At 43.1% G+C, this 21,442-nt stretch carries 25 protein-coding genes, 1 tRNA gene and 2 other RNA genes; 13 read left to right on the top strand and 15 right to left on the bottom strand.

Annotated elements, in window-relative coordinates:
- Positions 1–9: 9 nt before the first annotated feature.
- Positions 10–822 (bottom strand): histidine phosphatase family protein, encoded by an 813-nt coding sequence (locus IPM44_00910; GenBank protein QQS27121.1) that lies wholly within the window; start codon positions 820–822, stop codon positions 10–12.
- A 314-nt stretch (positions 823–1,136) separates the two neighbouring features.
- Positions 1,137–1,540, bottom strand: a transfer-messenger RNA (tmRNA) gene (gene ssrA / locus IPM44_00905).
- A gap of 80 nt (positions 1,541–1,620) precedes the next feature.
- On the opposite strand from ssrA, the gene IPM44_00900 reads away from it, so the two are divergent.
- The 5 genes from IPM44_00900 to IPM44_00880 all read left to right on the top strand — a co-directional run bounded on the left by IPM44_00900 (position 1,621) and on the right by IPM44_00880 (position 7,695).
- On the top strand, positions 1,621–2,643 hold the full coding sequence (locus IPM44_00900) for a glycosyltransferase family 4 protein (protein ID QQS27120.1): 1,023 nt from the start codon (positions 1,621–1,623) through the stop codon (positions 2,641–2,643).
- Positions 2,640–3,857: a glycosyltransferase gene (locus IPM44_00895; GenBank protein ID QQS27119.1), complete on the top strand. Its 1,218-nt coding sequence runs from the start codon at positions 2,640–2,642 to the stop codon at positions 3,855–3,857. The genes IPM44_00900 and IPM44_00895 overlap by 4 nt, the downstream gene beginning before the upstream one ends.
- 3 nt (positions 3,858–3,860) lie before the next feature.
- The gene (locus IPM44_00890; GenBank protein ID QQS27118.1) at positions 3,861–5,003 is read left to right on the top strand and encodes a glycosyltransferase; all 1,143 of its coding nucleotides are present in this window, start codon (positions 3,861–3,863) and stop codon (positions 5,001–5,003) included.
- A 162-nt stretch (positions 5,004–5,165) separates the two neighbouring features.
- Positions 5,166–6,080 (top strand): DUF4921 family protein, encoded by a 915-nt coding sequence (locus tag IPM44_00885; protein QQS27117.1) that lies wholly within the window; start codon positions 5,166–5,168, stop codon positions 6,078–6,080.
- A gap of 76 nt (positions 6,081–6,156) precedes the next feature.
- Complete coding sequence (locus IPM44_00880; GenBank protein ID QQS27116.1) at positions 6,157–7,695, top strand: YifB family Mg chelatase-like AAA ATPase; 1,539 nt, start codon at positions 6,157–6,159, stop codon at positions 7,693–7,695.
- Here the strand turns inward: IPM44_00880 and IPM44_00875 are convergent.
- Positions 7,676–8,008, bottom strand: coding sequence for a hypothetical protein (locus IPM44_00875; GenBank protein ID QQS27115.1), 333 nt, complete (start codon positions 8,006–8,008; stop codon positions 7,676–7,678). The genes IPM44_00880 and IPM44_00875 overlap by 20 nt on opposite strands.
- Before the next feature lie 105 nt (positions 8,009–8,113).
- Between IPM44_00875 and IPM44_00870 the strand changes: the two genes are divergently transcribed.
- Genes IPM44_00870 through rplT form a run of 6 tightly spaced genes read left to right on the top strand, consistent with a single transcriptional unit; the run spans position 8,114 to position 10,914 of the window.
- Positions 8,114–8,593, top strand: coding sequence for a DUF4446 family protein (locus tag IPM44_00870; GenBank protein ID QQS27114.1), 480 nt, complete (start codon positions 8,114–8,116; stop codon positions 8,591–8,593).
- Complete coding sequence (locus tag IPM44_00865; GenBank protein QQS27113.1) at positions 8,583–8,957, top strand: polymer-forming cytoskeletal protein; 375 nt, start codon at positions 8,583–8,585, stop codon at positions 8,955–8,957. The genes IPM44_00870 and IPM44_00865 overlap by 11 nt, the downstream gene beginning before the upstream one ends.
- Positions 8,950–9,798 carry a hypothetical protein gene (locus IPM44_00860; protein ID QQS27112.1) on the top strand — a complete coding sequence of 283 codons (849 nt, stop codon included), beginning with the start codon at positions 8,950–8,952 and terminating at the stop codon, positions 9,796–9,798. The genes IPM44_00865 and IPM44_00860 overlap by 8 nt, the downstream gene beginning before the upstream one ends.
- A gap of 57 nt (positions 9,799–9,855) precedes the next feature.
- Positions 9,856–10,380: a translation initiation factor IF-3 gene (locus IPM44_00855; protein QQS27364.1), complete on the top strand. Its 525-nt coding sequence runs from the start codon at positions 9,856–9,858 to the stop codon at positions 10,378–10,380.
- Positions 10,367–10,564 (top strand): 50S ribosomal protein L35, encoded by a 198-nt coding sequence (gene rpmI / locus IPM44_00850; protein QQS27111.1) that lies wholly within the window; start codon positions 10,367–10,369, stop codon positions 10,562–10,564. Before IPM44_00855 ends, rpmI begins: the two co-directional genes overlap by 14 nt.
- Positions 10,561–10,914 (top strand): 50S ribosomal protein L20, encoded by a 354-nt coding sequence (rplT, locus tag IPM44_00845; protein ID QQS27363.1) that lies wholly within the window; start codon positions 10,561–10,563, stop codon positions 10,912–10,914. The genes rpmI and rplT overlap by 4 nt, the downstream gene beginning before the upstream one ends.
- Before the next feature lie 43 nt (positions 10,915–10,957).
- On the opposite strand, the gene IPM44_00840 is transcribed toward rplT, so the two are convergent.
- From IPM44_00840 to IPM44_00805, 8 genes are all read right to left on the bottom strand, one after another.
- Positions 10,958–12,382, bottom strand: a complete 1,425-nt coding sequence (locus IPM44_00840; GenBank protein ID QQS27110.1) for a DUF4012 domain-containing protein — start codon at positions 12,380–12,382, stop codon at positions 10,958–10,960.
- Entirely contained in the window at positions 12,336–13,484 is a 1,149-nt protein-coding gene (locus tag IPM44_00835; GenBank protein QQS27109.1) for a glycosyltransferase, read from the bottom strand. Before IPM44_00835 ends, IPM44_00840 begins: the two co-directional genes overlap by 47 nt.
- Position 13,485: 1 nt before the next feature.
- Positions 13,486–14,898 carry a sugar transferase gene (locus tag IPM44_00830; GenBank protein ID QQS27108.1) on the bottom strand — a complete coding sequence of 471 codons (1,413 nt, stop codon included), beginning with the start codon at positions 14,896–14,898 and terminating at the stop codon, positions 13,486–13,488.
- A 57-nt stretch (positions 14,899–14,955) separates the two neighbouring features.
- Positions 14,956–15,344: RNase P RNA component class A (gene rnpB, locus IPM44_00825), an RNA gene on the bottom strand.
- 39 nt (positions 15,345–15,383) lie between these two features.
- On the bottom strand, positions 15,384–15,788 hold the full coding sequence (locus IPM44_00820) for a ribonuclease HI family protein (protein QQS27107.1): 405 nt from the start codon (positions 15,786–15,788) through the stop codon (positions 15,384–15,386).
- On the bottom strand, positions 15,785–16,564 hold the full coding sequence (locus IPM44_00815) for an undecaprenyl-diphosphate phosphatase (GenBank protein ID QQS27106.1): 780 nt from the start codon (positions 16,562–16,564) through the stop codon (positions 15,785–15,787). The genes IPM44_00820 and IPM44_00815 overlap by 4 nt, the downstream gene beginning before the upstream one ends.
- Positions 16,561–16,974, bottom strand: a complete 414-nt coding sequence (locus IPM44_00810; protein ID QQS27105.1) for an HIT family protein — start codon at positions 16,972–16,974, stop codon at positions 16,561–16,563. The genes IPM44_00815 and IPM44_00810 overlap by 4 nt, the downstream gene beginning before the upstream one ends.
- Before the next feature lie 159 nt (positions 16,975–17,133).
- Positions 17,134–17,210, bottom strand: a tRNA-Pro gene (locus IPM44_00805).
- Positions 17,211–17,285: 75 nt separating this feature from the next.
- Here IPM44_00805 and IPM44_00800 point away from each other — a divergent pair.
- A complete protein-coding gene (locus IPM44_00800; GenBank protein ID QQS27104.1) occupies positions 17,286–17,834 on the top strand; it encodes a hypothetical protein in 549 nt (182 codons plus the stop codon).
- A gap of 195 nt (positions 17,835–18,029) precedes the next feature.
- Here IPM44_00800 and IPM44_00795 read toward each other — a convergent pair whose 3' ends face one another.
- The gene (locus tag IPM44_00795) at positions 18,030–18,650 is read right to left on the bottom strand and encodes a site-2 protease family protein (protein ID QQS27103.1); all 621 of its coding nucleotides are present in this window, start codon (positions 18,648–18,650) and stop codon (positions 18,030–18,032) included.
- Positions 18,651–18,734: 84 nt separating this feature from the next.
- Between IPM44_00795 and rpmB the strand changes: the two genes are divergently transcribed.
- Complete coding sequence (gene rpmB / locus IPM44_00790; GenBank protein QQS27102.1) at positions 18,735–18,938, top strand: 50S ribosomal protein L28; 204 nt, start codon at positions 18,735–18,737, stop codon at positions 18,936–18,938.
- Positions 18,939–19,024: 86 nt separating this feature from the next.
- Here the strand turns inward: rpmB and IPM44_00785 are convergent, their stop codons facing one another.
- Genes IPM44_00785 through IPM44_00775 form a run of 3 tightly spaced genes read right to left on the bottom strand, consistent with a single transcriptional unit; the run spans position 19,025 to position 21,363 of the window.
- The gene (locus tag IPM44_00785; GenBank protein ID QQS27101.1) at positions 19,025–19,564 is read right to left on the bottom strand and encodes a hypothetical protein; all 540 of its coding nucleotides are present in this window, start codon (positions 19,562–19,564) and stop codon (positions 19,025–19,027) included.
- An 18-nt stretch (positions 19,565–19,582) separates the two neighbouring features.
- Positions 19,583–20,650, bottom strand: coding sequence for an AI-2E family transporter (locus tag IPM44_00780; protein QQS27100.1), 1,068 nt, complete (start codon positions 20,648–20,650; stop codon positions 19,583–19,585).
- A 2-nt stretch (positions 20,651–20,652) separates the two neighbouring features.
- On the bottom strand, positions 20,653–21,363 hold the full coding sequence (locus IPM44_00775; GenBank protein ID QQS27099.1) for a winged helix-turn-helix transcriptional regulator: 711 nt from the start codon (positions 21,361–21,363) through the stop codon (positions 20,653–20,655).
- Between the last annotated feature and the right edge of the window lie 79 nt (positions 21,364–21,442).

Below are 21,442 nucleotides of genomic sequence, written 5' to 3'. Positions count from 1 at the left end.
CCACAGGCTCTAGTAATTCACTCTAAAAAGATGAGGAGATTTGCTTGCCTGATCCAAAAGCTCATCATTTGAGAAAGTTTCGCGTACAATCCTCTGCCAACCAGGACCATTGTTGGGTGGCTGACAAGGACAGAGTGAGCGCATCCAATCCAAATGTGGCGCCAATGCCCCCGACTCCGGATCCCGCCTCGTGTAATGCAAAATCTGGCAATTATAGATTGCCACACCAGGTTCTTGAGAGGACTCTAGTGCTTCCCAGGTAGTAACCGACATGCGTTCAAGCATAAAACGCAGGGCCCACATCACCTCACCGTGACACACCACAACAACACGCATATCGCTACACTCACGATGCAATGTATCGAGCAGTATACGCAAGCGCACTGTCAATTGCGCGATCGATTCACCATTCGGGGGTACCCAGTAAAACGGGTCCTTGTGTCGCACTTGCGCATCATGCCTTATCTTGTCTTCTAAGTCCTCCCAGCTCAAACCTTCCAGAGAACCCCATTCACGCTCACGCAAGGAAGGATCTACGTACCAATCTGGACCCATCAGCTGCAAATAGCCGGCTGTTTCCTTAGCTCGAACATAGTCTGAAACATAGCGACGCTCAAAATAGCCAAGCCCATTATGCCGTAACCACTCACCCGTTTCCCGAGCTTGATCACGACCTTTGGCCGAAAGTCGAAACTGCGAATCTGGAGTTTGCCGATATTCGTCTGTAATGAGGCTTATATCGCCATTTTTAGCCGCTTGCACAGCTAAGTTCTGTTCGGATTGTCCATGTCGGACCAAAACCAGATCGACCGGCATCGTCATGCCATCTTCCTTTCTCTACAAGGTACATCTATAGTATAGTATAGAATAATATAGTGTGATATTTTTTACAACAATATACTAAATTTAATTACAAACCTACACAAATTACCATCACTCACCATGCAGCAATCCTAATAACTACTGATATAATATATAAGTAAAGTATGTCATCATAACATAGTATGTATTGATGAATAATTAATTATGGCATTTAAAAAATTATTACAGAAGCTCAAGCAGCCTAAGGCTCAAGCCAGCACAATCATTAAATTTAATAAACAAAAAAGACCTCCGAAATGCTCGAAAGTCCCTTTTGGTGGAGCTGGAGGGAATCGCACCCTCGTCCAGTGTGTGCCACGCATACTCACTACAAGCTTAGTTCGCTTAACTTGTTTTAGAAAGACAGCGAGACAAAAACGAACCAATCCTCACGCCTTTCCCGATATCTAAAGTCTTAGTCAAAACGCGGACACAGAACACGCCTTGAAGCAACTAGCAAAGATATGACACCCATTGAAGCTCTAGCTAGTATGAGCTTACAGGATGGCTTCCACGAATTAAGCGAAAGCTGGTGCAAGAGCGGGTGCTACAAAAGCACTGCGTACCTTGCTAACAAGTGAGTTTACACTTATTGATATGAGACGGATAACGTTCATCTCAACCCGGCTTGCGAGATATGCCTGTCAATGATCACTCTGTCGAAGCTAATGTCAGCCCCAAGACCATCTATTATGCCATTTATTAAATATTTCGTAAAGGCATAAGCTTTCTTAGCTGTAATATGGTAGGATTTTAGGTATGAAACCAATTAGCGTAAATGTTGTGAGCGAAAGCGTCTTTACGGTGCGGGGGCATGGCGTCCATACTGCCTTCGAGGAACACGTTAGCGCCCTTAAAAAATACACCCCATACAGCGTCAAGATTAACTCCAAGCGTCCGTCAGACATTGTACACGTACACACAGTCGGGCCCTATGGTTGGCGGAAGTTCAAGCTGGCTAAACAAGGCCGTATCATCAATGCCCATGTTACTCCAGGTTCATTCATAGGCAGCCTAAAGGGCGCAAAGCTTTGGGCACCTCTAGCAAAAAAATATCTTAAATTTGTTTATAGCCAAGCCGACCATATTATCTGCGTCAGCCCTAATACAGAAATGGAGTTACGAGAGCTCGGTATTCGAAAACCGATGAGTGTTATCCCAAATATGATTGAATTATCAAATTTTAATCGACCAGCCGAACATGAATTATCCTCTCTACGCCGGCATTTTAACGTACCGGCCGATAAGCCGGTTATTGTCTGTAGTGGCCAGGTTCAACCTCGCAAAGGAGTTGCCGATTGGCGCTTAGTGGCAGAACAACTAACTGACTATCATTTTTTATGGATTGGCGGAATTCCTTTTGGTAAGTTCGCCGATAAAACTTCCGATATGGAGCAAATGATGGCCTCGGCACCTAATAACGTAACCTTTACTGGCGTTGTTGAGCTTGAAACAGCGCGTAAACTATATCACCTAGCAGATGTATTTTGGCTACCATCTTACCAAGAAACATTTGGCCTCGTGGTAGTAGAAGCTGCAGCCTGCGGACTCCCCGTTATATTGCGCGATATTCCGGTATATAAAGATATCTTTTCCGGCACTTACCAGCACGCCAAAACGAATAAAGAATTTACTGCGATCATAAAAAAACTCATCACAGACAATAAGTTGTATAAAAAACAACAAAAATTATCAGAAGAGCTAGCTCTACGCTATGCATCTGAAACACTAGTACATCGCTATAAGACTCTATACAAAAGCTTGATTGGTGACTACTCATGAAGATTGTATTTTTTACCGACTTTTATACACCATCACTAAATGGTGTAACGGCTGCCATCGATCTTTTTGCTGACGCTCTACGCAAACGTGGCCACCGTATTTATATTGTAGCTCCAGCCAGTGATCAGCCAGTCAATGACCATCCTGATGTCATTCGCCTTCCATCTATCCCAAGTGTTTGGCATAAGGGCTTGCGCGACGGCATCCTAACACCAAAATACGGCCGAATCATAAAAGAACTAGATGTTGATCTGTACCACTTCCACACCAATGGTCAAACTGGCCTTGCTGGAATGCGCCTGATGTCCGAGAATAAAATGCCTTCAGTTTTTAGCTACCACACCGACTATGAAGAATATGCCAAAGTCTATCGTGGTATGTGGGCTGGTATTCTCACAGCATCATTAATTGGTCCACTAGTAGTTAATCAGCCAAAATCTTGGCCAGAAACACTACAAGGAGTGAAGCCTAAGCGATCATTTGATAAGTGGAATCAATCAATGGTGCAAAATCTTATTCGCACCTCAGTAGATGCCTTTGATGAAGCTATAGTCCCTTCCGCAAAAATGAAAGAAAAACTTCTGAGTTATGGTGTGACCCACCCTATTACAATCTTACCAACCGGTATGAATCCAGAAGAATTTTCATCTCGTAAAAAAGCCCCTAAGAATAAAGATGATAAAACTACAACGGTTCTTTATGTTGGGCGTGTTGCGCAAGAAAAGAATATGAATGTCCTTCTTAAGGCCTTTGCCATAGCCTATAAGAAAGATCCCAGCTTGAGATTATGCGTGGTAGGGCCTGGACCCTATCTGCCGCGTATGCGAGCTCGTATCCGAGAGCTAGGCCTAGCACGAGCTGCCGTTACAACTGGTGGATTGCCTAGAGAAGAAGCCCTGGATAGATATTCCTACGCTGACATCTTTGCCTTCCCATCCATGACCGACACTCAAGCCCTTGTACTAAATGAAGCTGCTTATGCACATATACCACTCATCTATTCAGACCCCGACATCTCGCTTGTTGCAGAGGCCGATGTATCCGGCATCCTAACTCCACCTAAACCAGAACCTTTTGCTCAAGCCATCTTAAAGCTCGCCCATAACCCCACGCTACGCAAAAAGATGGGTGATGCCGCACATAAAAAAGCATCCAAATTCACAATTGACCATCAGGCTACTAAGCTAGAAAAAATATATCAGAGGGTTGTCTAGAACATGAGTAAAGATGTAAAAAAAACAATACTCATTCTATCATCATCATTTGGCCAGGGGCATCTCGCAACAGCTAAGGCCTTAAAAAATGTCGCTATCAACCACCCTGAGCTATTGATTGATGTAAAAATTATCGATTTTTCTGAAGAAATTGGCAAACTATTTAATAAAACATCGAAGAAACTATACGAAATCAATACAAAACACCTTCCCGCCCTTTATAAATGGATGTATGTTTCGACCGACATCACCCATACACCAATTCGGCTTGCTAACTTACTGAGCTACCCGTTAAGGCAAAATCATCTTAAAAACCTCCTATCTTCATATAATCCAGATCTTATAATTTCAAACTATCCGGTCTGGCAATACCTGGCTTTGCAAATTTCAAAGAAGTCATTTCCTAATCTAGAATTTGCTACACTCATTACAGACTCTATCTCAGTTCATTCATCCTGGACAATTCCTGATAGCGATTTTTATCTGGTGGCTAACGAACCAACAGCCTCTAGCCTCCATCAGCTTGGTGTAAGTAATAATAAAATATTCTCTCTTGGCTACCCTGTGCATGAAAGTTTTATGAATAATGATGAGGATATTACATCAATACTAAGTAAAAAACACATATCAATAGATAGGAAAATAATATTGTTCAGTGCATCTGCCCTACGCGCCCCTTATGTACTGCGTGTGATACGAGCTATCGACACTCATTATCCTGAAATGACTCTCGTCGTTGTTACTGGACGAGATAAAGAATTACATCGTCAAATTAAAGAATATAATTTCTGGGAAACCCCCAATAGACACCTAATTGGCTGGACAAATAATATGCCACAGCTCATTAAAGCAAGCGACATCGTCATTACTAAAGCTGGTGGTTCGACAGTTATGGAATGTATAGCTGCTAAAAAACCACTTATCATCAATAAAGTTATCCCTGGTCAAGAAGAAGGCAACGCTGAGCTTGTTGAACGCTATAAAATTGGCCATATTGCTCGCAAAAGCAGTGAAATTATCACGGCTATTAGCGAGATTCAAAAAGACTACCAAGCCTATGTTGCTCGTCTGACGGAGATTAGCCATCCTGAAGCAGCTTATACTATCCTCCACTTTCTTGCGGCAAGGCTTACGCAAGACTCATAGTACTTACGTTTTATCTCTGCTTCGGGTATCATAAGTGTAATGAACAACTTTACACCAACCCCAATACAGCCATTCAATACTCCTGAAGAATCCTCACTGCAAGGATCGTCCACCAATAGCACATCTTCATCGCATAACCAATTAGACTTAAAAACAGAAGGTATGAAAACAGAGGTTCGGCGTGATTATATACACGATTATTATGTTCTCATTGCACCCAAACGTGCCGGGCGCCCCTATGATGCCGTCAGTAGCGACCATCCCCTAGTGGAGACCTCCAGTTCACCTCGTCTTGACCTGCAAGAGGAAATCTATACCCTCCCAAATGAACGGGGTGATGGCTGGGCTGTAAAAGTTGTAGCCAATAAGTTCCCTGCTCTCACCATAGATAATCCTGACGCCTACGGCTCACAAGAAATTGTAATTGATACCCCTCTACGTAATACCGCACTTGGTGAATTACCAGTTGGGCAAATTGAAAAAATACTCCTCACCTACCAAGCTCGTTCTCAAGCTCTCCATGACATGCCGCACATTAAATACGTCAGTATCTTTCGAAATGATGGCTATGAAGCAGGTGCTTCACTGGCGCATGCCCATTCTCAGATTTTTGCACTACCATTTGAGCCGCCTCGACTGCGCGAAGAAGCCCACACCATCCAAAAATTCGTACTAGACAATAGTCGTGACCCATATGATGATATTATTCACTTTGAAAAACGTGAGAACCTTCGTATTATCGCCGAAAATAATGACTGGCTAGCTTTTTCTCCCTATGCACCGCAGTGGCAAATGGAGGCCTGGATTATGCCAAAGTACCAAAAAATCCACCTCAGCGACCTAGAAGGCCATGAAATCGCAACCCTAGCACCACTAGTGAAACAAATTACCTATAAACTGAACTCTAATAACATTAACTATAACCTCTCAATAGAAGAGGGATTGGTAGCCCACCAGAGGATAACTCTCAAATTTAAGGGTCGTAATGTTGTTTCACCCTGGGGTGGCCTAGAGGTCTCGACGGGCGTCATAATTAATACTATTCCACCCGAAGCATCCGCTGAATGGTATCGATAAGTTAAGTATAACGCTCAAGCTTGTTTATATATTTTTTGTTCGGTATAGTGTTCGTAATTAATCAGGTACACAAGCTATGCTAGCACGAACACACGCTATCACACACTATGGCGCAAAACCTCATCGTATTACTATAGAAGCCGATATTTTTGCCGGCTTACCCGGTATATCACTGGTTGGATTGCCTTCAAAAAGTGTAGAGGAGTCACGCGAACGATTGCGTAGCGCAATTCGTAACAGTGGCCTTGAATTCCCGGCTCGAAAAATTGTTCTCAATCTAGCACCAGCCGATACCGCCAAGCATGGCACTGGTTTTGAGCTAGCCATGGCCATCGGCATCCTGATAGCCTCCAAACAGATCCCTGAACAGCCAAATAGCATCTTTTTTGCTGCAGAGCTGTCGCTGAATGGCGAGCTACGCACCACAAGAGATACTATCGCTAGTATCATTACGGCAAATAAGCTGGATTGTGAAACTATCGTAATCGCCCACGACACACCAGCACTACCAGCCAAAATTAACCCTGGTATTCAAGTTGTACGAGCAAAAACCCTACGTGAAATATATCGCTGGCTCGCAAGTGAAGACAACCAACCTAATTATCCAGCTCCAAAACCACAGGCTAACAAACAGCCATCCTACACCGACTTCTCGAGTGTTAAAGGCCTACAGATGCCTAAGCGAGCCTTAGAAATTGCAGCCGCCGGTGAACACAATGTGCTCCTTATTGGTCCGCCGGGAAGCGGAAAAACCCTATTGGCTCATGCTTTCACATCTATCCTTCCCGATCTTGATACCGAAGAACTAGCAGAAGTCACTTATCTACATGGTATATACAATGAAAGCTACCAGTATTCTTTAGCGCGCCCCATGCGCTCACCACACCATACCGCCAGTGATGTGGCACTCGTTGGTGGTGGGCAAATACCAAAGCCAGGCGAAGTAACACTATCTCATCATGGAGTCCTCTTCTTAGATGAACTACCAGAATTTAGACGCTCCGTCCTAGAAGCCCTCCGACAACCAATTGAAGATAATGTAGTTCATATTGCCCGTGCCCAAACTGCACTTACTTATCCTGCAAATTTTATCTTGCTGGGCGCCATGAATCCTTGCCCATGTGGCTACTTTGGTTCCGTACAACAGAGTTGCACCTGTAGTCCATCGGCAATCTCTCGTTATCAAGGTAGAATATCGGGCCCACTACTAGACCGTTTCGATATGCATTGCTTTATATCAAGCCCCTCTGTATCCAGCCCACTAGAGACAGTAGAGGAAACTATTAACTCTCAATACCTACGCACAAGAATAGAAAAAGCTCGGGTTATTCAGAGTAAGCGCTTCACCAATGAACCATACAAAACAAATAATAATATTCCTCCACAAAAACTCTCCACTATCTGTAATGTTAGCCCAGATGCTAAAAAACTTATTGAAACCGCCCTCAATCACTTTGGCATTTCTCAACGTAGCGCCGCACGCACGCTAAAAGTTGCACGCACCATTGCCGATCTGGAAGATTCTACCCTTATTGAAGCCACCCATCTTTCTGAAGCACTCCAATTTAAGAACAGTCTCTACAGGGCGCAGACTATCACTGCCCCAATTGAATAAAACTACTTAACCACTCGTCGATTGAAGTATATTTAAAAACTAGAAAAATTATGACATAAAAAATCACCAATACTAAACTAATAAACCCAATGTAGATAATCTCCTTCCGAATAAATTTCGTCTCAGTATCCGATAATTTTGTTACTTCTGCAGGTACACTATTATCATGCTTCTTCTTTAGGTTTTTTGATGTATTCACTACATCATTATCACTTTTAACATCTGGTTTCCTAAGCTTAGTCGATTCACTTTTAATAGATTGTGAACGACCTTTCTTAGCCTGATATCGTAGATGTTGTTTTTTTCGAGCCACATCTGCCTCCATTCATACTTCCCCTATTCTACGTCCTCCTCCTTATCTTGCCAAGTTCTCACCTGAAAGACTATAATATAGATTAACTTTTTAAAGGGGAAGGTGTTGGAAATTATCTTACTTATCTGCGTATTAGTACTAGCCAGTGCATGTATCTGGCTTGGTATTAAAGTACGGAAAATAGAGAAGGAATTTGGAATTTTTTTTTCACACACTCAACCACAGCCAATTATGCGAGCCCTCAATCAATATGCTGAAAAAATTCAAAAACAAGCAAAAGATATAGATCAAATTCAATCCAGCCTCACAGAAACTACAATACTAGCCGAAAAAGCCGGAACAAGACTGGGCTTTGTACGCTTTAATCCCTTCAACGACACCGGTGGAGATCAAAGCTTTTGCTTAGCAATTATTGATAGCTTGGGAAATGGCTATATTCTCTCAAGCATTCATGCTCGGACCGGAACGCGTGTCTATGCTAAGCCGGTACAACAAGGTCATAGTTCACATAACCTATCCGAAGAAGAATCTGCTGCCCTGACTAAGGCCACTAAGCAAAACCCACGTGATCCACATGCCCACTAAAAGATCACCCTTTGATTATCGGCAAACTGCTAGTTTCTACTTTTCTGCACTAGCTAAAGTCGAAGGTCAACTAAATGAGCAAGAAGATATCGTAATAGATGGGGAATTTATTGGTCGAATCCAAACGGGTGGCTTTTGCGAGATTAGTGAAAATGGTAACTTTCAAGGAGATCTCAAAGCCAAAAGTATAACGATCTTGGGTAACTCTGACGGTGAAATCCATGGAGAAGATACAGTTGTTGTAAAAAAATCTGCAAAAGTTCACGGAATAATCATTACACCTCGAATTAGCGTTGATGCTGGCGCCCAGGTAGATGCTCGTATTAAAAATCTCAATAAGAAAGTGATCGAGCATAGTGAATAGCCTACTTATTGAGCCAGATCTCCCCTTCAACAATCAAAAGCTTACCCCCCTCCTCCAGAAAATCGCCCTCTCAACCAGATTAGATATCGATATTCACCCCATCCAAAATCGTGCAAATCTACCTGAACATCTAGAGAAAATACTAGCCAGTTCAGCAGATACCATCATCGCACTCGGAAGTTTTAACTGGCTAGACATAATCATCTCAGAATCATGCCGCCTTACTCAGATACATAAAAAACCAATACCAATTTTTGCCCACATATCTCCGCCAGAAAAACTAACAGCAACGTGGCGCATAACCCCCTACATGGAGCATAGCCTTAAACGCCCCTTGCAAGCTATTGCTGCACGTAAAATTATCGAGAAGAAAGCTTTTGTATGCGCTGACATGATATGGTTCACCCATACTTTAAAGCTGGTCAACGATACCGGTATTAGCAGTGCCCCAGCTCGCTTCACCATAGCTACCCCTCAAGGTAGCAATCTGCGCATTGATGCTCCAGTAGATGCAATCACCATATCTGTACACGAGGATATAACCAATCAGGATCAGAACCTGGTAACAGTTTTAGCCGAAAAAAAATATAGTTCTTCTACAGCCGTGTTAAATGCTAATAAAACCAAAGACAATATTCTTGAACAACAGTTGAGAACTAAAAATATTCAGAAAGCCAGTGAAGATATATTCCATATCCATGCCACCAAGATACTCACTCAAGCTCCTTATAGCTTTTCAAGCTCCGTTTTTTCAGTGGATCCAATCAAAAATTTCCAAATTGAGCCATCAAAATTCTCAATCAAGATGATAACTGGTAAAAACGACATCCTAAAATATTGATTTTCCTGCTATTCAGTGGTATGATGATGCATACAAACGAACAGGAGTACTGAAAGCATTAATAAGAAGCGTATCCGCATCAATCGTCAGATTACAGCCCGTGAGGTGCGTCTGATCGGTGCGGAATCCGAACAGCTCGGAATCGTCTCTCTGGGGAAAGCCCTCCAGGAAGCCGAAAATGCGGGCCTCGACCTAGTTGAGGTAGCTCCTCAGTCAACTCCACCCGTCGTTCGCGTCATCGATTGGGGTAAGTATCGTTACGAGCAGGATAAGCACCTGCAGAAGAGTCGACGCAATCAAAAACAAGCCGACATAAAGCAGGTTCGTCTTGGACTTAAAACCGATAAGCATGATATCGAAACTAAGGTCAAGGCAGCCCGCAAGTTTCTCGATCAAGGTCATAAAGTACGCATCAATTTGCGTTTTCGAGGCCGCGAGATCACCCACCCCGATCTGGGTCGTGGTGTTCTCGAACGTTTTGTAGAGCAGCTTACGGATGAAGCTACCGTTGAGCAACAAATCGCTCTGAGCGGACGAGAAATGTCGACAGTATTAGCAAGGAAAAAAGATGCCAAAAGTTAAGACCCGCAAGACCGCTGCAAAGCGCTTTAAGATTACCGCCAAAGGTAATCTACTTCGACGTCGCGCATACCGCACCCACAAGCTAATTGCTAAAAGTGGCGCACGTAAGCGTATGTACTCCAAGGAACACGCAATTGAAGCAGCTAACGTAAAAGCAATTAAAAAAATGCTGGGAGCCAAATAATGCGCGTTAAACGTTCAGTCACCGCTCGTCGTCGACATAAAAAGATTCTTAAGATGACCAAGGGTATGGGGCACACTCGTCGTGCTTCATATCGTAAGGCGCATGAAGCTGTACTTAAATCATTAAGCTATGCCTACCGAGATCGTCGCAATAAAAAACGTGACTTTCGATCACTCTGGATTGCCCGAATTAATGCTGCGGCTCGCCAAGAAGGTACTACCTACTCTCAATTGATTGCTAGCCTTCAAAAATCTGATATTACTCTCAACCGCAAGATGCTAGCAGAAATTGCTGCCCGTGAACCTCAAGCTTTTAGCGCAATAGTACGTGCCACTACCAAAGCAAAGTAGCCATAAAGCCAAGATTACTCAATAACACCACACTGCCGTGGTGTTATTGCTTACTAAATACAAAGTGCATCTTCTCATCATCAATCTGGAAAAAACTACGACTGGCCATATTAAAATTGCCTTGCACCCCATCAGAGCCATACATAAACCTATAGTTGTCCGGAACCTCAACTTTAAATTGAACTTTCTGACCAAGCCAACCAAACTGGGCTAGAAAAGTCTCATCAATTGTAATCTGTTCAAGCATTGCATAACGTGTTGGAAGAACAAACTCTGCAATTACCTTGCTGGTAGTAAGTGGCTTAGTACTAACATCCGCACCAAAGACCCCTGGTTCTTTCTGGGCCTTCATGGGTCCCCCCGTAATCATCTTAGTATCTCGAGGTAACGTTAACTGAACCCAGCTTAAATCATCGCCAATTAAGAAATTACCCTGTCCAGTTTTAGGATCAATATAATAACCAGCATAATCAGAGGTATGCATACGACTAATCTGTGCACTCAGTCGCGCCATACCATCTTGTGAGATATGCATAGTAACCCGTACCTCCTGCTCAATAGCTTGTGACGACTTATTGGCGGCATGATTTGCCACTGCTATATTGATGGTATTTGGATCGCCAGCCTGAGCTATAGGCTCTTGATACATCGATAACTTCTCCATTACTGAGTGATCCTGCAAATAAACATACATCTGCTGGGTCTGCATCAGCCCTATAATATCGTCACTGAGCTGTGTCAGCTGTATAGATGTAAGATTGGGGACTCTAATAACTAACTGTTCGGCAAGAACTTTTAATATAGCTTTTGGATCTCTACCGTCGGCTTTATCTTGGCCCGACTCAACCTCTTGCTGTAATGTAGTTAAGATGTTATCGCTTGTAATTGTTAAGTTGTAGCCCGGTAGATCAATTGGGCCAATATATTTTATAAGTAATGAAAGTACTTTTGGTGTAATTATTACTACATTATCTATATATTCACCTGTTTCACGAGCATATAAGTCTCTAAATTTTTGAGAATTTTCACTATTAGATGTTGTAAGCAGTGAATCCCTGGCGTAGATCTTAGCAGTTAGATTCTGTAAATACTCCGGAGCACTTAAGAATGCTCCTTTTTCCTCCAGTCTATGATCGTAGTAGTAAATACTCCTAACAGACTCAATCTGAAGTCGGTTGTGAGCGCCATTTAAGATACCCACGCTACCAACAAACCCTCCACCAATACGCTGTTCTGCATTATTGGCGAACACTAGTAATGTTCGCGTAGGATGACTACCCCCAGTAAGGGCTCTATAAACCTGAAAGGCTGGCTTTGATGTTATTTCATTAAGCTGCGTGACAGGCATCAAGAATCGGTATAGAGGCTGTGTAACAATCAAGAAAATACTAAAAATTACAACAGATATAAGGATAGTCTTTTTATGTAGTAGACGTGGCACGTAATCCTGTCCGTACAACCTCTTCAAAACCAGTCCTAAATGCTCTCTGGCTAAATTTTTCCGCCTGTCTTGCGAGATCTTTTTTATCATATTGCTGTGCATCAAAGCTACCAATAACTTCCGCAAACGCCCCCACTGACTGGGAATCAATCAACTCCCCCGTAACAGATGGAATGATAGTTTCGGTTACTCCTCCCTCCGCATAAGCTATAACTGGCGTACCAGCCGCCATAGCTTCTACTGGCACAATGCCAAAATCTTCCTCTCCAGGGAATAGGAGGGCTTCAGCATGCTGAATATAGGCTGTCAATTCACTATTTGATGCGCGCCCTTTAAAAATTACCTTATCACCAGCCAAGTCTTTTAATTTAGCGAGTTCGCTACCATCACCCACTACAACCAGTTGAGTGTTAGCTTTTTCACAGGCCTTAACTGCAATATCGAAGCGCTTATACGGAATTAGTCGTGATGCTACAATAAAATACTTATCTGGCACATCTTGTGGACGCACCTGAATTGTAGCAAACCGCTCAATATCTACTGGGGGGTAAACCACTTGAGCTGGTCTCTTATAATATTTTTCAATCCTTTCCTGCACCGTTTTAGAGTTAGCTAATAATCTATCTGGACGTTGAGCTGCAGCATAGTCCCATCGACGTGATGCTTTAATGGTACGTTTTAACTGAAACCGCACAATAGGATCTAGCGCACCAAAACCCGGATCTTTAAGGTATTGCTGATAGTGGCTCCAAAAGTAGCGCGTAGGGGTATGTACGTATGAAATATGTATGGTTGACTCATTAGTAATGACACCCTTACCCTCGGCTGTCGATGAGCTTATCACTAGATCATAGTCAGAAAAATCAAACAATTCAAAAGCATATCGTCTCAAAACAGGAAAAAGTTGATGTTTGGTTTTTGCTAGTGGAACTTTCTGCAAAAATGAAGTATATACCTTGTGGCCACTAAAAACCTGCTTGAAGGCACTGGGCTTATACACGCTGGTATAGATATCAGCCTGCGGAAACAGCTTGAGTATTTCGATGACAACTTTTTCAGCACCCGCTAGATTTGTTAGCCAGTCATGCACAACTGCCACCTTTAGCTTCGATAAATCTTGCTCGGTCATCTCAGTACCCCCTACGCTTAAAAATTACTCCCAATGTACGTAATAAAATTCGTAAATCCATGGAGGCTCTCCAGTTTTCAACATAGTATACATCCAGCTTTACTCTCTCGTCATAGCTTATATCATTGCGCCCAGAAACCTGCCATAAACCAGTGATACCAGGCTTAATCAATAGAAAAGTTGGCGCCTTATCTTTATAGCGCACTAATTCTACCTCAGTAACCGGCCTTGGACCAATTAAGCTCAACTCCCCCTTTAAGACGTTAAATAATTGTGGCAATTCATCAATACTAGTTGCCCTAATAAAGCGCCCAACTGGTGTTACGCGTGGATCTTTCTTTAATTTCTGATTGAGCTTAAACTCTTCAACCATAGCATCATTACCAATCTCACGGATAATCTCAAGATCAGTCTTACCACTATATGCTCCACCAGTGGAATACTGCGCATACATCGAGCGAAACTTCCATACTCGAATCACATGGCCGTGCCGACCAATCCGATTATGCCCATAAAAGACACTACCACCATCGGTTAGCTTAATAATAATAGCAATAATTAAAAATACCGGACTCAATAGTAGCACGCCCAAAAGAGCACCCAAATAATCAAATACTGTTTTATACACTCGCCACCAACCATCGAGTGGTGTACGCACAATCTCTAATACAGGATAATCTGCATAAAGAGAGGGCTGACTACGAGTTTGGTATATTCCAGCCAAACTTGGAATAAATTTGTATACAATGTGATTTTTATGTGCAAATCGAATGTATTCCAACTGATCGGCCTCTGCTGGTGTTCTATCGGCTATAAAAAGCTCATCAATATGATTCTTCTTGGTTAATTTCTCAAGTCTGGCTAGTGTATCTTGCTTGCGCTCTAAAGTTTTTACTAAACGAAAACCCGGGTTACGCTGTAATGAATAGGTCACATCATCGGCAATACGCCCCACTCCAACTATGACAACCTGACGAACACCAATACCGAAATGGAAAAGCCAACGCTGAAACAGATTTATGATAAATCGCTCTACAACAACAAAAACTATTGCAAAAATAAAACCATAAAACACCACCGCCTTGGATGGAAATAACGGCTTTGTTGCAAAAAAGTCTACAATAATAAGAAACATAGTACTAGCAGAAACAGCAATTATAGCCTGTAAGTACTCTCGCCACCGACTCCTCATAGACTCATAGCGATATAGACCAGCTAATGCAAAAAATAGCACTATAAATGGCGTTAATACCACTAATGCTGACAGATATTCCCACCCCGGAACCTGATAAACCGTTGGCTTTAAACTGTACTCAACACGAATAATATAGGCCACAACAAAGCCCACCAGCACCGCCAATACATCAAGTGGTACTAGGAGAAGGTTAAAAAATAGCTCGCTACGTTTGCGCATTTCCTCTATTGTATCAGGTTAAAAGCTTCCGCAAAAACTACTAGCATAGTAACTTTTGCGGACAAGCAAGCGATAAGCCGAATTCTGTCCCCTATAAGCCTATCTTATAGGGTGATGACCATCTATCTCTTGTAAAAAATACAGTGTTGCAGTTCTCCCGCAATCATGCGACATATCCCTCTCGAGCCGAGAAAAGTGAGTACACTTTGATAAAATCGGGATCCATAAGCCTTGCAGCGGATGGGGTTTACCTCCTTGTATCGTCACCGATACAAGCTGGGCGCTCTTACCGCCCTCTTTTCACCATTGCCAGACATGCATCTGGCGGTATTGTCTCTGTGGCACTTTCCCTCGGGTTACCCCGGGTTGCCGTTAGCAACCATCCTGTACTCAAGCTGTTCGGACTTTCCTCTCCAAAAATATGGAGCGGTCACCTGCTTACTTGCAATATTATTTTACCAGATTTTTATAAAATGTCTATAATTTTATAAATGAGCATCTAAGCACTCATTCACTACCGTATCAGCAATGGCATTATCTGCTCGCAATACATGTGTAAAAGTCACATCTAGGCCTTTTTTTAGTTTTTGAATACGGTCAAAAGCCAATTTCATATCTGGGTGCTTTACCTTATATTGTCCATTTAGTTGTCGCACAACCAGCTGACTGTCTAAGAAGAAATCGGCCTGAGTATGACCCAGCTCATGCAAGGCTCGTAAACCCAGCTCCACTGCCAAATACTCAGCCTGATTATTGGTGGCCACCCCCATGAACTCACTTCGCTTCTCAATTATCTCACCACTTGCCGTAAGTAATACCGCGGCGGCAGCAGCTGGACCGGGATTACCGCGCGAACCACCATCACCATGAACGCGTATTCGCCCACTCATTGACGCACCAGCCAAACAATTATTACGACAGACGCAAATATTAGACGATAAATTAGAAATACTTTGAGGCTATGTTTTTGTACATACTCTAGTAGCCAGCGAATCACCACAAAGCCCAACAAAGCTGCTGTTATAACACCAACAAGCAACTGCAATAGCTCCGTATTACTTGGCTGAGCTTGGACAATATTCGTTGCCTTATATAGACCCGCCCCCAATGCGATGGGCGTGCCGATTAAAAAACTAAATCGAGCCGCTGCCTCGCGCGTATAGCCAGCAGCCAAGCCGGCGGCAATCGTTGCGCCAGATCGCGACATACCTGGTATAAGTGCCAGAGCCTGAGCTAAGCCAACCCAAAATGCTTCCTTACGACCCATCGCAGAAAGGTCTTTTTTTAACTTAGCCGTTGCATCGATATACCATATAACACCCGTCATTAAGATCATCCCAACCGCAGCAATTAAGACCGCCATACTCCCTTCATGTAGATATTGCTCAATAATCTTATCGCCAAAGAATCCAATGGTAGCACCAGGTACAGAAGCAATTATAATGAGCCACAGAAATTTATCGCGCTTTTTAAACATCACCCAAAAATCTTTCCAGAAGAAAAATAGCAATGCTACAGAAGTACCGATATGTAATGCTGCATCAAATGCCAAGCCTTGAGTTGGAAAACCAAACAACCACGGCAATATTAAAAGATGTGCACTGGAAGAAATTGGTAGAAACTCCGTAATTGCCTGAATGGTACCGAGTAAAATAGCCCAAATCATATAAGTGGACTCTCCTTAATTGCCCGCCGTAGTTTTTGCGCCTCTACTCGTACCTCTGAAAAATCTGGGTGCTTAGCACTCGTAAATGCGATATCAGCTTCTGAGTATAGGGGGAATATATGAATATGCGTGTGCTCCACCTCCATGCCGGCTGCAATCATCGCGACCTTTGGACTACCATACAGCTTGCGCTCCAAACGAGCCAGCGCCCGAGCGATCCGCATCATATGCAAATATGTCTCCTCGGGAACATCTTCAAAATTTGTAATCTCTTCAACTGGGATAACTAAGCAGTGCCCCGGGTTGTGTGGCGCAATAGTCATTAACACAAACACCAATTCATCCTGGTAAATAATCTCACCACCTGACACCTCACCCTCACGAATTTTTGTAAAAATACTTTTTATCATGACTTTAATTGTACAGGAATCTCAGTGATAACTATAAATGCTCTGGCCTCTGTAGTTCTGGAGATAGAAGTTGCTCCTGTAATTCCGTCTTACCATGCTGGTATGCGGGTTTTTGCGAGAATGCAGATTCAATACTCATATCTAATATATCCCTTAATCTGGTCGGGGTGACAGGACTTGAACCTGCGACCTCACGGCCCCCAGCCGTACGCGCTAGCCAACTGCGCCACACCCCGCCTCCTATAATTGTATCAAATCTAGTTGACTTAGTAGTAGTTTATACACGATAATCATGCTTAAGCATGAAAAGTATGAAGAAAGTTTTTAAATCACAAGAATTGCTCAAAAAAATTGCTCAAAAAGGTGTGGCAACTGAAGATTTCCTTCTCGGAGATAAAGCCCTCTTGGAGCTTTTTAGTTGGAACACTGGTCGCTCTCCACGTGCTCGCATCAAAGACACCCTAGCAATCCTCTCGCGCCAGGGATCAATTACTCAAGGCCGTATCGACACCGAAAAACTCTATAAAATTACAGCCCGTGGTACCGCTCAGCTCAAACGCGGCGAGCTTCGTAAATCTGAATCAACCACCTTACATTCACCTAAAAGCTGGAATAAACGCTGGCTTTTTGTCACTTACCAAATACCCGAATCACACAAAATTCAGCGTAACCAATTTCTTATCGAACTAAAACGAATCGGCTTCCTACGTTTTAGCTCCGCACTCTGGATTTTCCCCTACGATGTTAGCCTACAGATCAATAAAATTGCCACTCATCTAGGCATTGAAGGCCATATTGATATCCTGCGAGCCGATTCTATATCTCAAGCTGCCACCTGGAAACGCCGATTTAAGCTCTAAATAAAATCCCCTTTGACGCCGATTAGCAAAATATCTTCCCTGGCACAAAATCCAGGTGGGTGTCCGCAGTCATCCAGCACACTTCATAAAGAGGTCATACTGAACACAATCTAGGTCTCCCATTTTATTCTTTAAGCAGAAAAGATATTAGCCCATATCGAGCGCCCGAGGGTCATCTACAAGTATAGCAGAGCTCTACATACCAAGTAAAAAGCGTGTAATGACTTGAGTTGCAGTACCTAGATACGGCGCAATAAAAGGATAGCCCACTAAGAATAGTACCAGTATAATGATTGGTCCCGTACGCTCAAAACGCTCCATCACATCCTGCATATTAGATGGCACAAAAGCATACAATATACGAGAGCCATCAAGTGGTGGAATTGGTAACAGGTTAAATAAAGCTAGTGCAATATTCACCGTCATCATCGATATCAGCAGTCCGCTACCAGCTAAGGCCAAGCTTGGAACTAAACGAATTACCAGGGCGATAATAGCAGCCAATACCAGATTACTTGCTGGGCCGGCTAGAGCAATCAGAGCTGCCCCCTTCTTCCCACCGCGAACCATATAGGGCGTAAAAGGAACTGGCCGAGCTGCCCCAAAAATCACCGGGCTACCCGCTAAAATTAACAGCACCGGTAGCGCTAGCGTGGTTAGCGGATCAATATGAGCCATCGGGTTTAATGTTAAACGTCCCTCTTCCTTAGCGGTTGGGTCACCGAGCTGATGGGCTGCAAACGCATGGCTATACTCATGAATAGTGATAGCCACCACATAAATAAAAATAAGATTAACAATCTCTAACAAACTCATAAACTTAGTATACCAGTTTATGGCCAGCGCAGGTCTTGTCAAGTAAGTCTATATCTGTTATTATTCTTGGGTTAGGAATTCACTATGTCTTATAAATGCGACATCACAGGTAAAGGTAAGCAGTTTGGCCATAATGTCAGCCACTCTATGCGCGCAACGCCAAAGGTCTGGAAACCAAACCTCCAGAAGAAAACCCTCATCATAAATGGTGAGAAGGTCCGAGTTAAGCTTGCTGCCTCAACAATTCGTACTCTCAAAAAATACGCTAAAAATACCGAGGTAAACTAACCTAGTTTGCTACTTGGATTAAACACTTAAGATATTAAAAACCACTCGTTAGGGTGGTTTTTAATATCGCTTGCAATTTGCAATATCTACTGCACTTCGTCCAATACCGTAAGTAAGCGTATTTCCTCTATATTATCCTTTGGCGTGAGCTTTAATCTCGATACTGTTTCAGCCTTAAGTTGGAGCTCTTTTTCTAAACTATCAATATCGCAAGGTATTTTAGCTGGAATTAGCCGACCAACATCAAAGCGCGACATTAACTGCGCAACATCCTGGACAGAACCTTCTGCTAGCCACAAGACAAGCACCTTAGACGGCTGCAGGCTCTCAAGCATATCATCAGTTAAATCCTCGGCCTTATTTAAGGTTACCGCTGCCAAACTAATACTCTCGGCTATAACATGATAAGAAGTTACCCCCTTTCCAGTTGCAACACCATCAACCATCACACCCTGAACCTCATATTCACCTGCACCTTGGAAGTATTTATCTACCTCGATCTTTGGCTCAATACCATTTGTAGTAAAAAATACATCTGCCTTAGTCAATAACGATGGACCAATAGCCATCGACACGCCCCGACCCTGCAAGTGCAATGCATTATCTTTTCCGAGTGAAATATCCATTTCTACCAGTATACCAGATTAGCCCCTCCGTTGCCCAGTCCGCGCAGCAAAGCCCTTCTTGAGCTGACTATGCACTCCATCAGCATACTCCTCCACCAATACGGCAACAGCGGCGGCAATCGGAGCTGCTAAAAACACCCCCACAAACCCAATTAGCTTTGCCAGAATCAATACTGATATAAGTATAAAGATTGAAGGCACCCCAATGGCTCGGCGCATCACCTGAGGGCTAATGATGTAGCCTTGAAATGACTGCCAAGCAAAGAAGAATATAATGACAAATAGCGCTAATACCGGCGACTGCCCAAAGGCTACTATCACGGCCGGTGCTCCACCAACCCATGACCCAACCAACGGAATAAACTCTGCCACACCAGCAATCAACGCCAGGGTTAGAGCATACTCTACATGCAGAAGAGAAAGCACTGCCCAAACCACCAGAAAAGTCATAGTAGAAATAATAAACTGCCCCCTAAACCAAAATCCCATACGCTCCGACATCTTTGTTACGAGCCTACCGTACCGTTCACGATCCCTCCCAGCTGGCACTAATCCAATCATAAAGTGAGCTATCTTACGTCCATTCATTAAAATATAGAAGGTTAGTACAAAAAATAAGACCGTCGTAGCTACCCCATTTACAAATACAGATGTAATATTCACCACTTGAGAGACAAGTGAGCCACTACCATTCGCCGGCCCCTGTGTTAACGAGCTATATAATCCGCGTAATGTTTCATTCTGGCTGATAGTTGCCTGTAGTGAGCTATTAATATTTGGCCAATCACGAACTAAGTCGGCAACTTGCTTGGTAATTGTTGGCACCACTAGAACCAGAATTAACCCAAGTACTAAAAAAATAGTTAAATAAATTGCCGTTGTTGCAGCCCAACGTGGCAATCCTTTCCTCTCTAGTTTTCGCACATAGGGAGCCAGGGCAGCTGCCACAACAATACTGGCAAATAGTAAGATTAAGAAATCACCAACCATATATACCACCCAAATACCAAGAATTAACCCGAGAATAGCCAGAATAGTCTTCCAGGATACCTGAATGGTTACAGTTGATGGTCGGCCATTTGCCATACCTAGCTCATTTCTGCCATACGGATAGCCTCTTCAGTAGTGATCTCTGGATGCGGGGCCGATACATTCACCTGAACTGAGGCGGACGTGCCCTCTTCACCGGCTGGTTGCTTCTGAGTATCGCCAAAAAGCTTCAGGTCATCTCGCAAAACAATCTTACGGGCATCCAACATATCTAGTAAAAATCTATCATTGAGGTTACGGCGATAATCAAAGTCCTCCAATCGGAAGGCAGTATAGTTCAACTCTCGATTCATGGCTGATTCCATATCGCCAATCACCTGGGCCAGCTTGGCCTTATTCATATCGCCAACTATAAAGATATCAACATTCTGCAGGCTACCGCGCACAAATGCTCCCGACAGGAATAAAACTTTTACATTGCCAGCTTTTTGGATCTTCTTTAAAATCTGATCTTCTTCTTTAGTCTCCCGAATCTCTTTTGATTTAGCGGGAATCCTCTGAAAAATTGACATCAGCTCAGAATGAAACTTAAAGGATGGATCAATCTCATAATATAATCTATTAGACTGGTTGACCGACTTTACGATACCAATATTTAACAGATTCTGCAGCTCGCGCCTAACAGAGTTAATTTGCTCATTTATTTTACGAGTAATCTCTCGGACATAAAAAGGCCGTTCGGGATTGTTATAAAAAAGGCTCAATAATTTTACCCGGGTCTTTGAACCAAAAAGCGATTCGATTTGCATAGGCCAATTTCCTTATATATTTTTCTTACTCATTAGTGTACACGAAATAGGTTCAAGTTCTCAATATATATCGAGAACT

The sequence above is a fragment of the bacterium genome, from assembly GCA_016700035.1.
GTDB lineage: Bacteria > Patescibacteriota > Saccharimonadia > CAILAD01.
The sequence above is the reverse complement of the archived record's forward strand: the minus strand, read 5'-3'. Positions and strand labels throughout refer to the sequence as shown.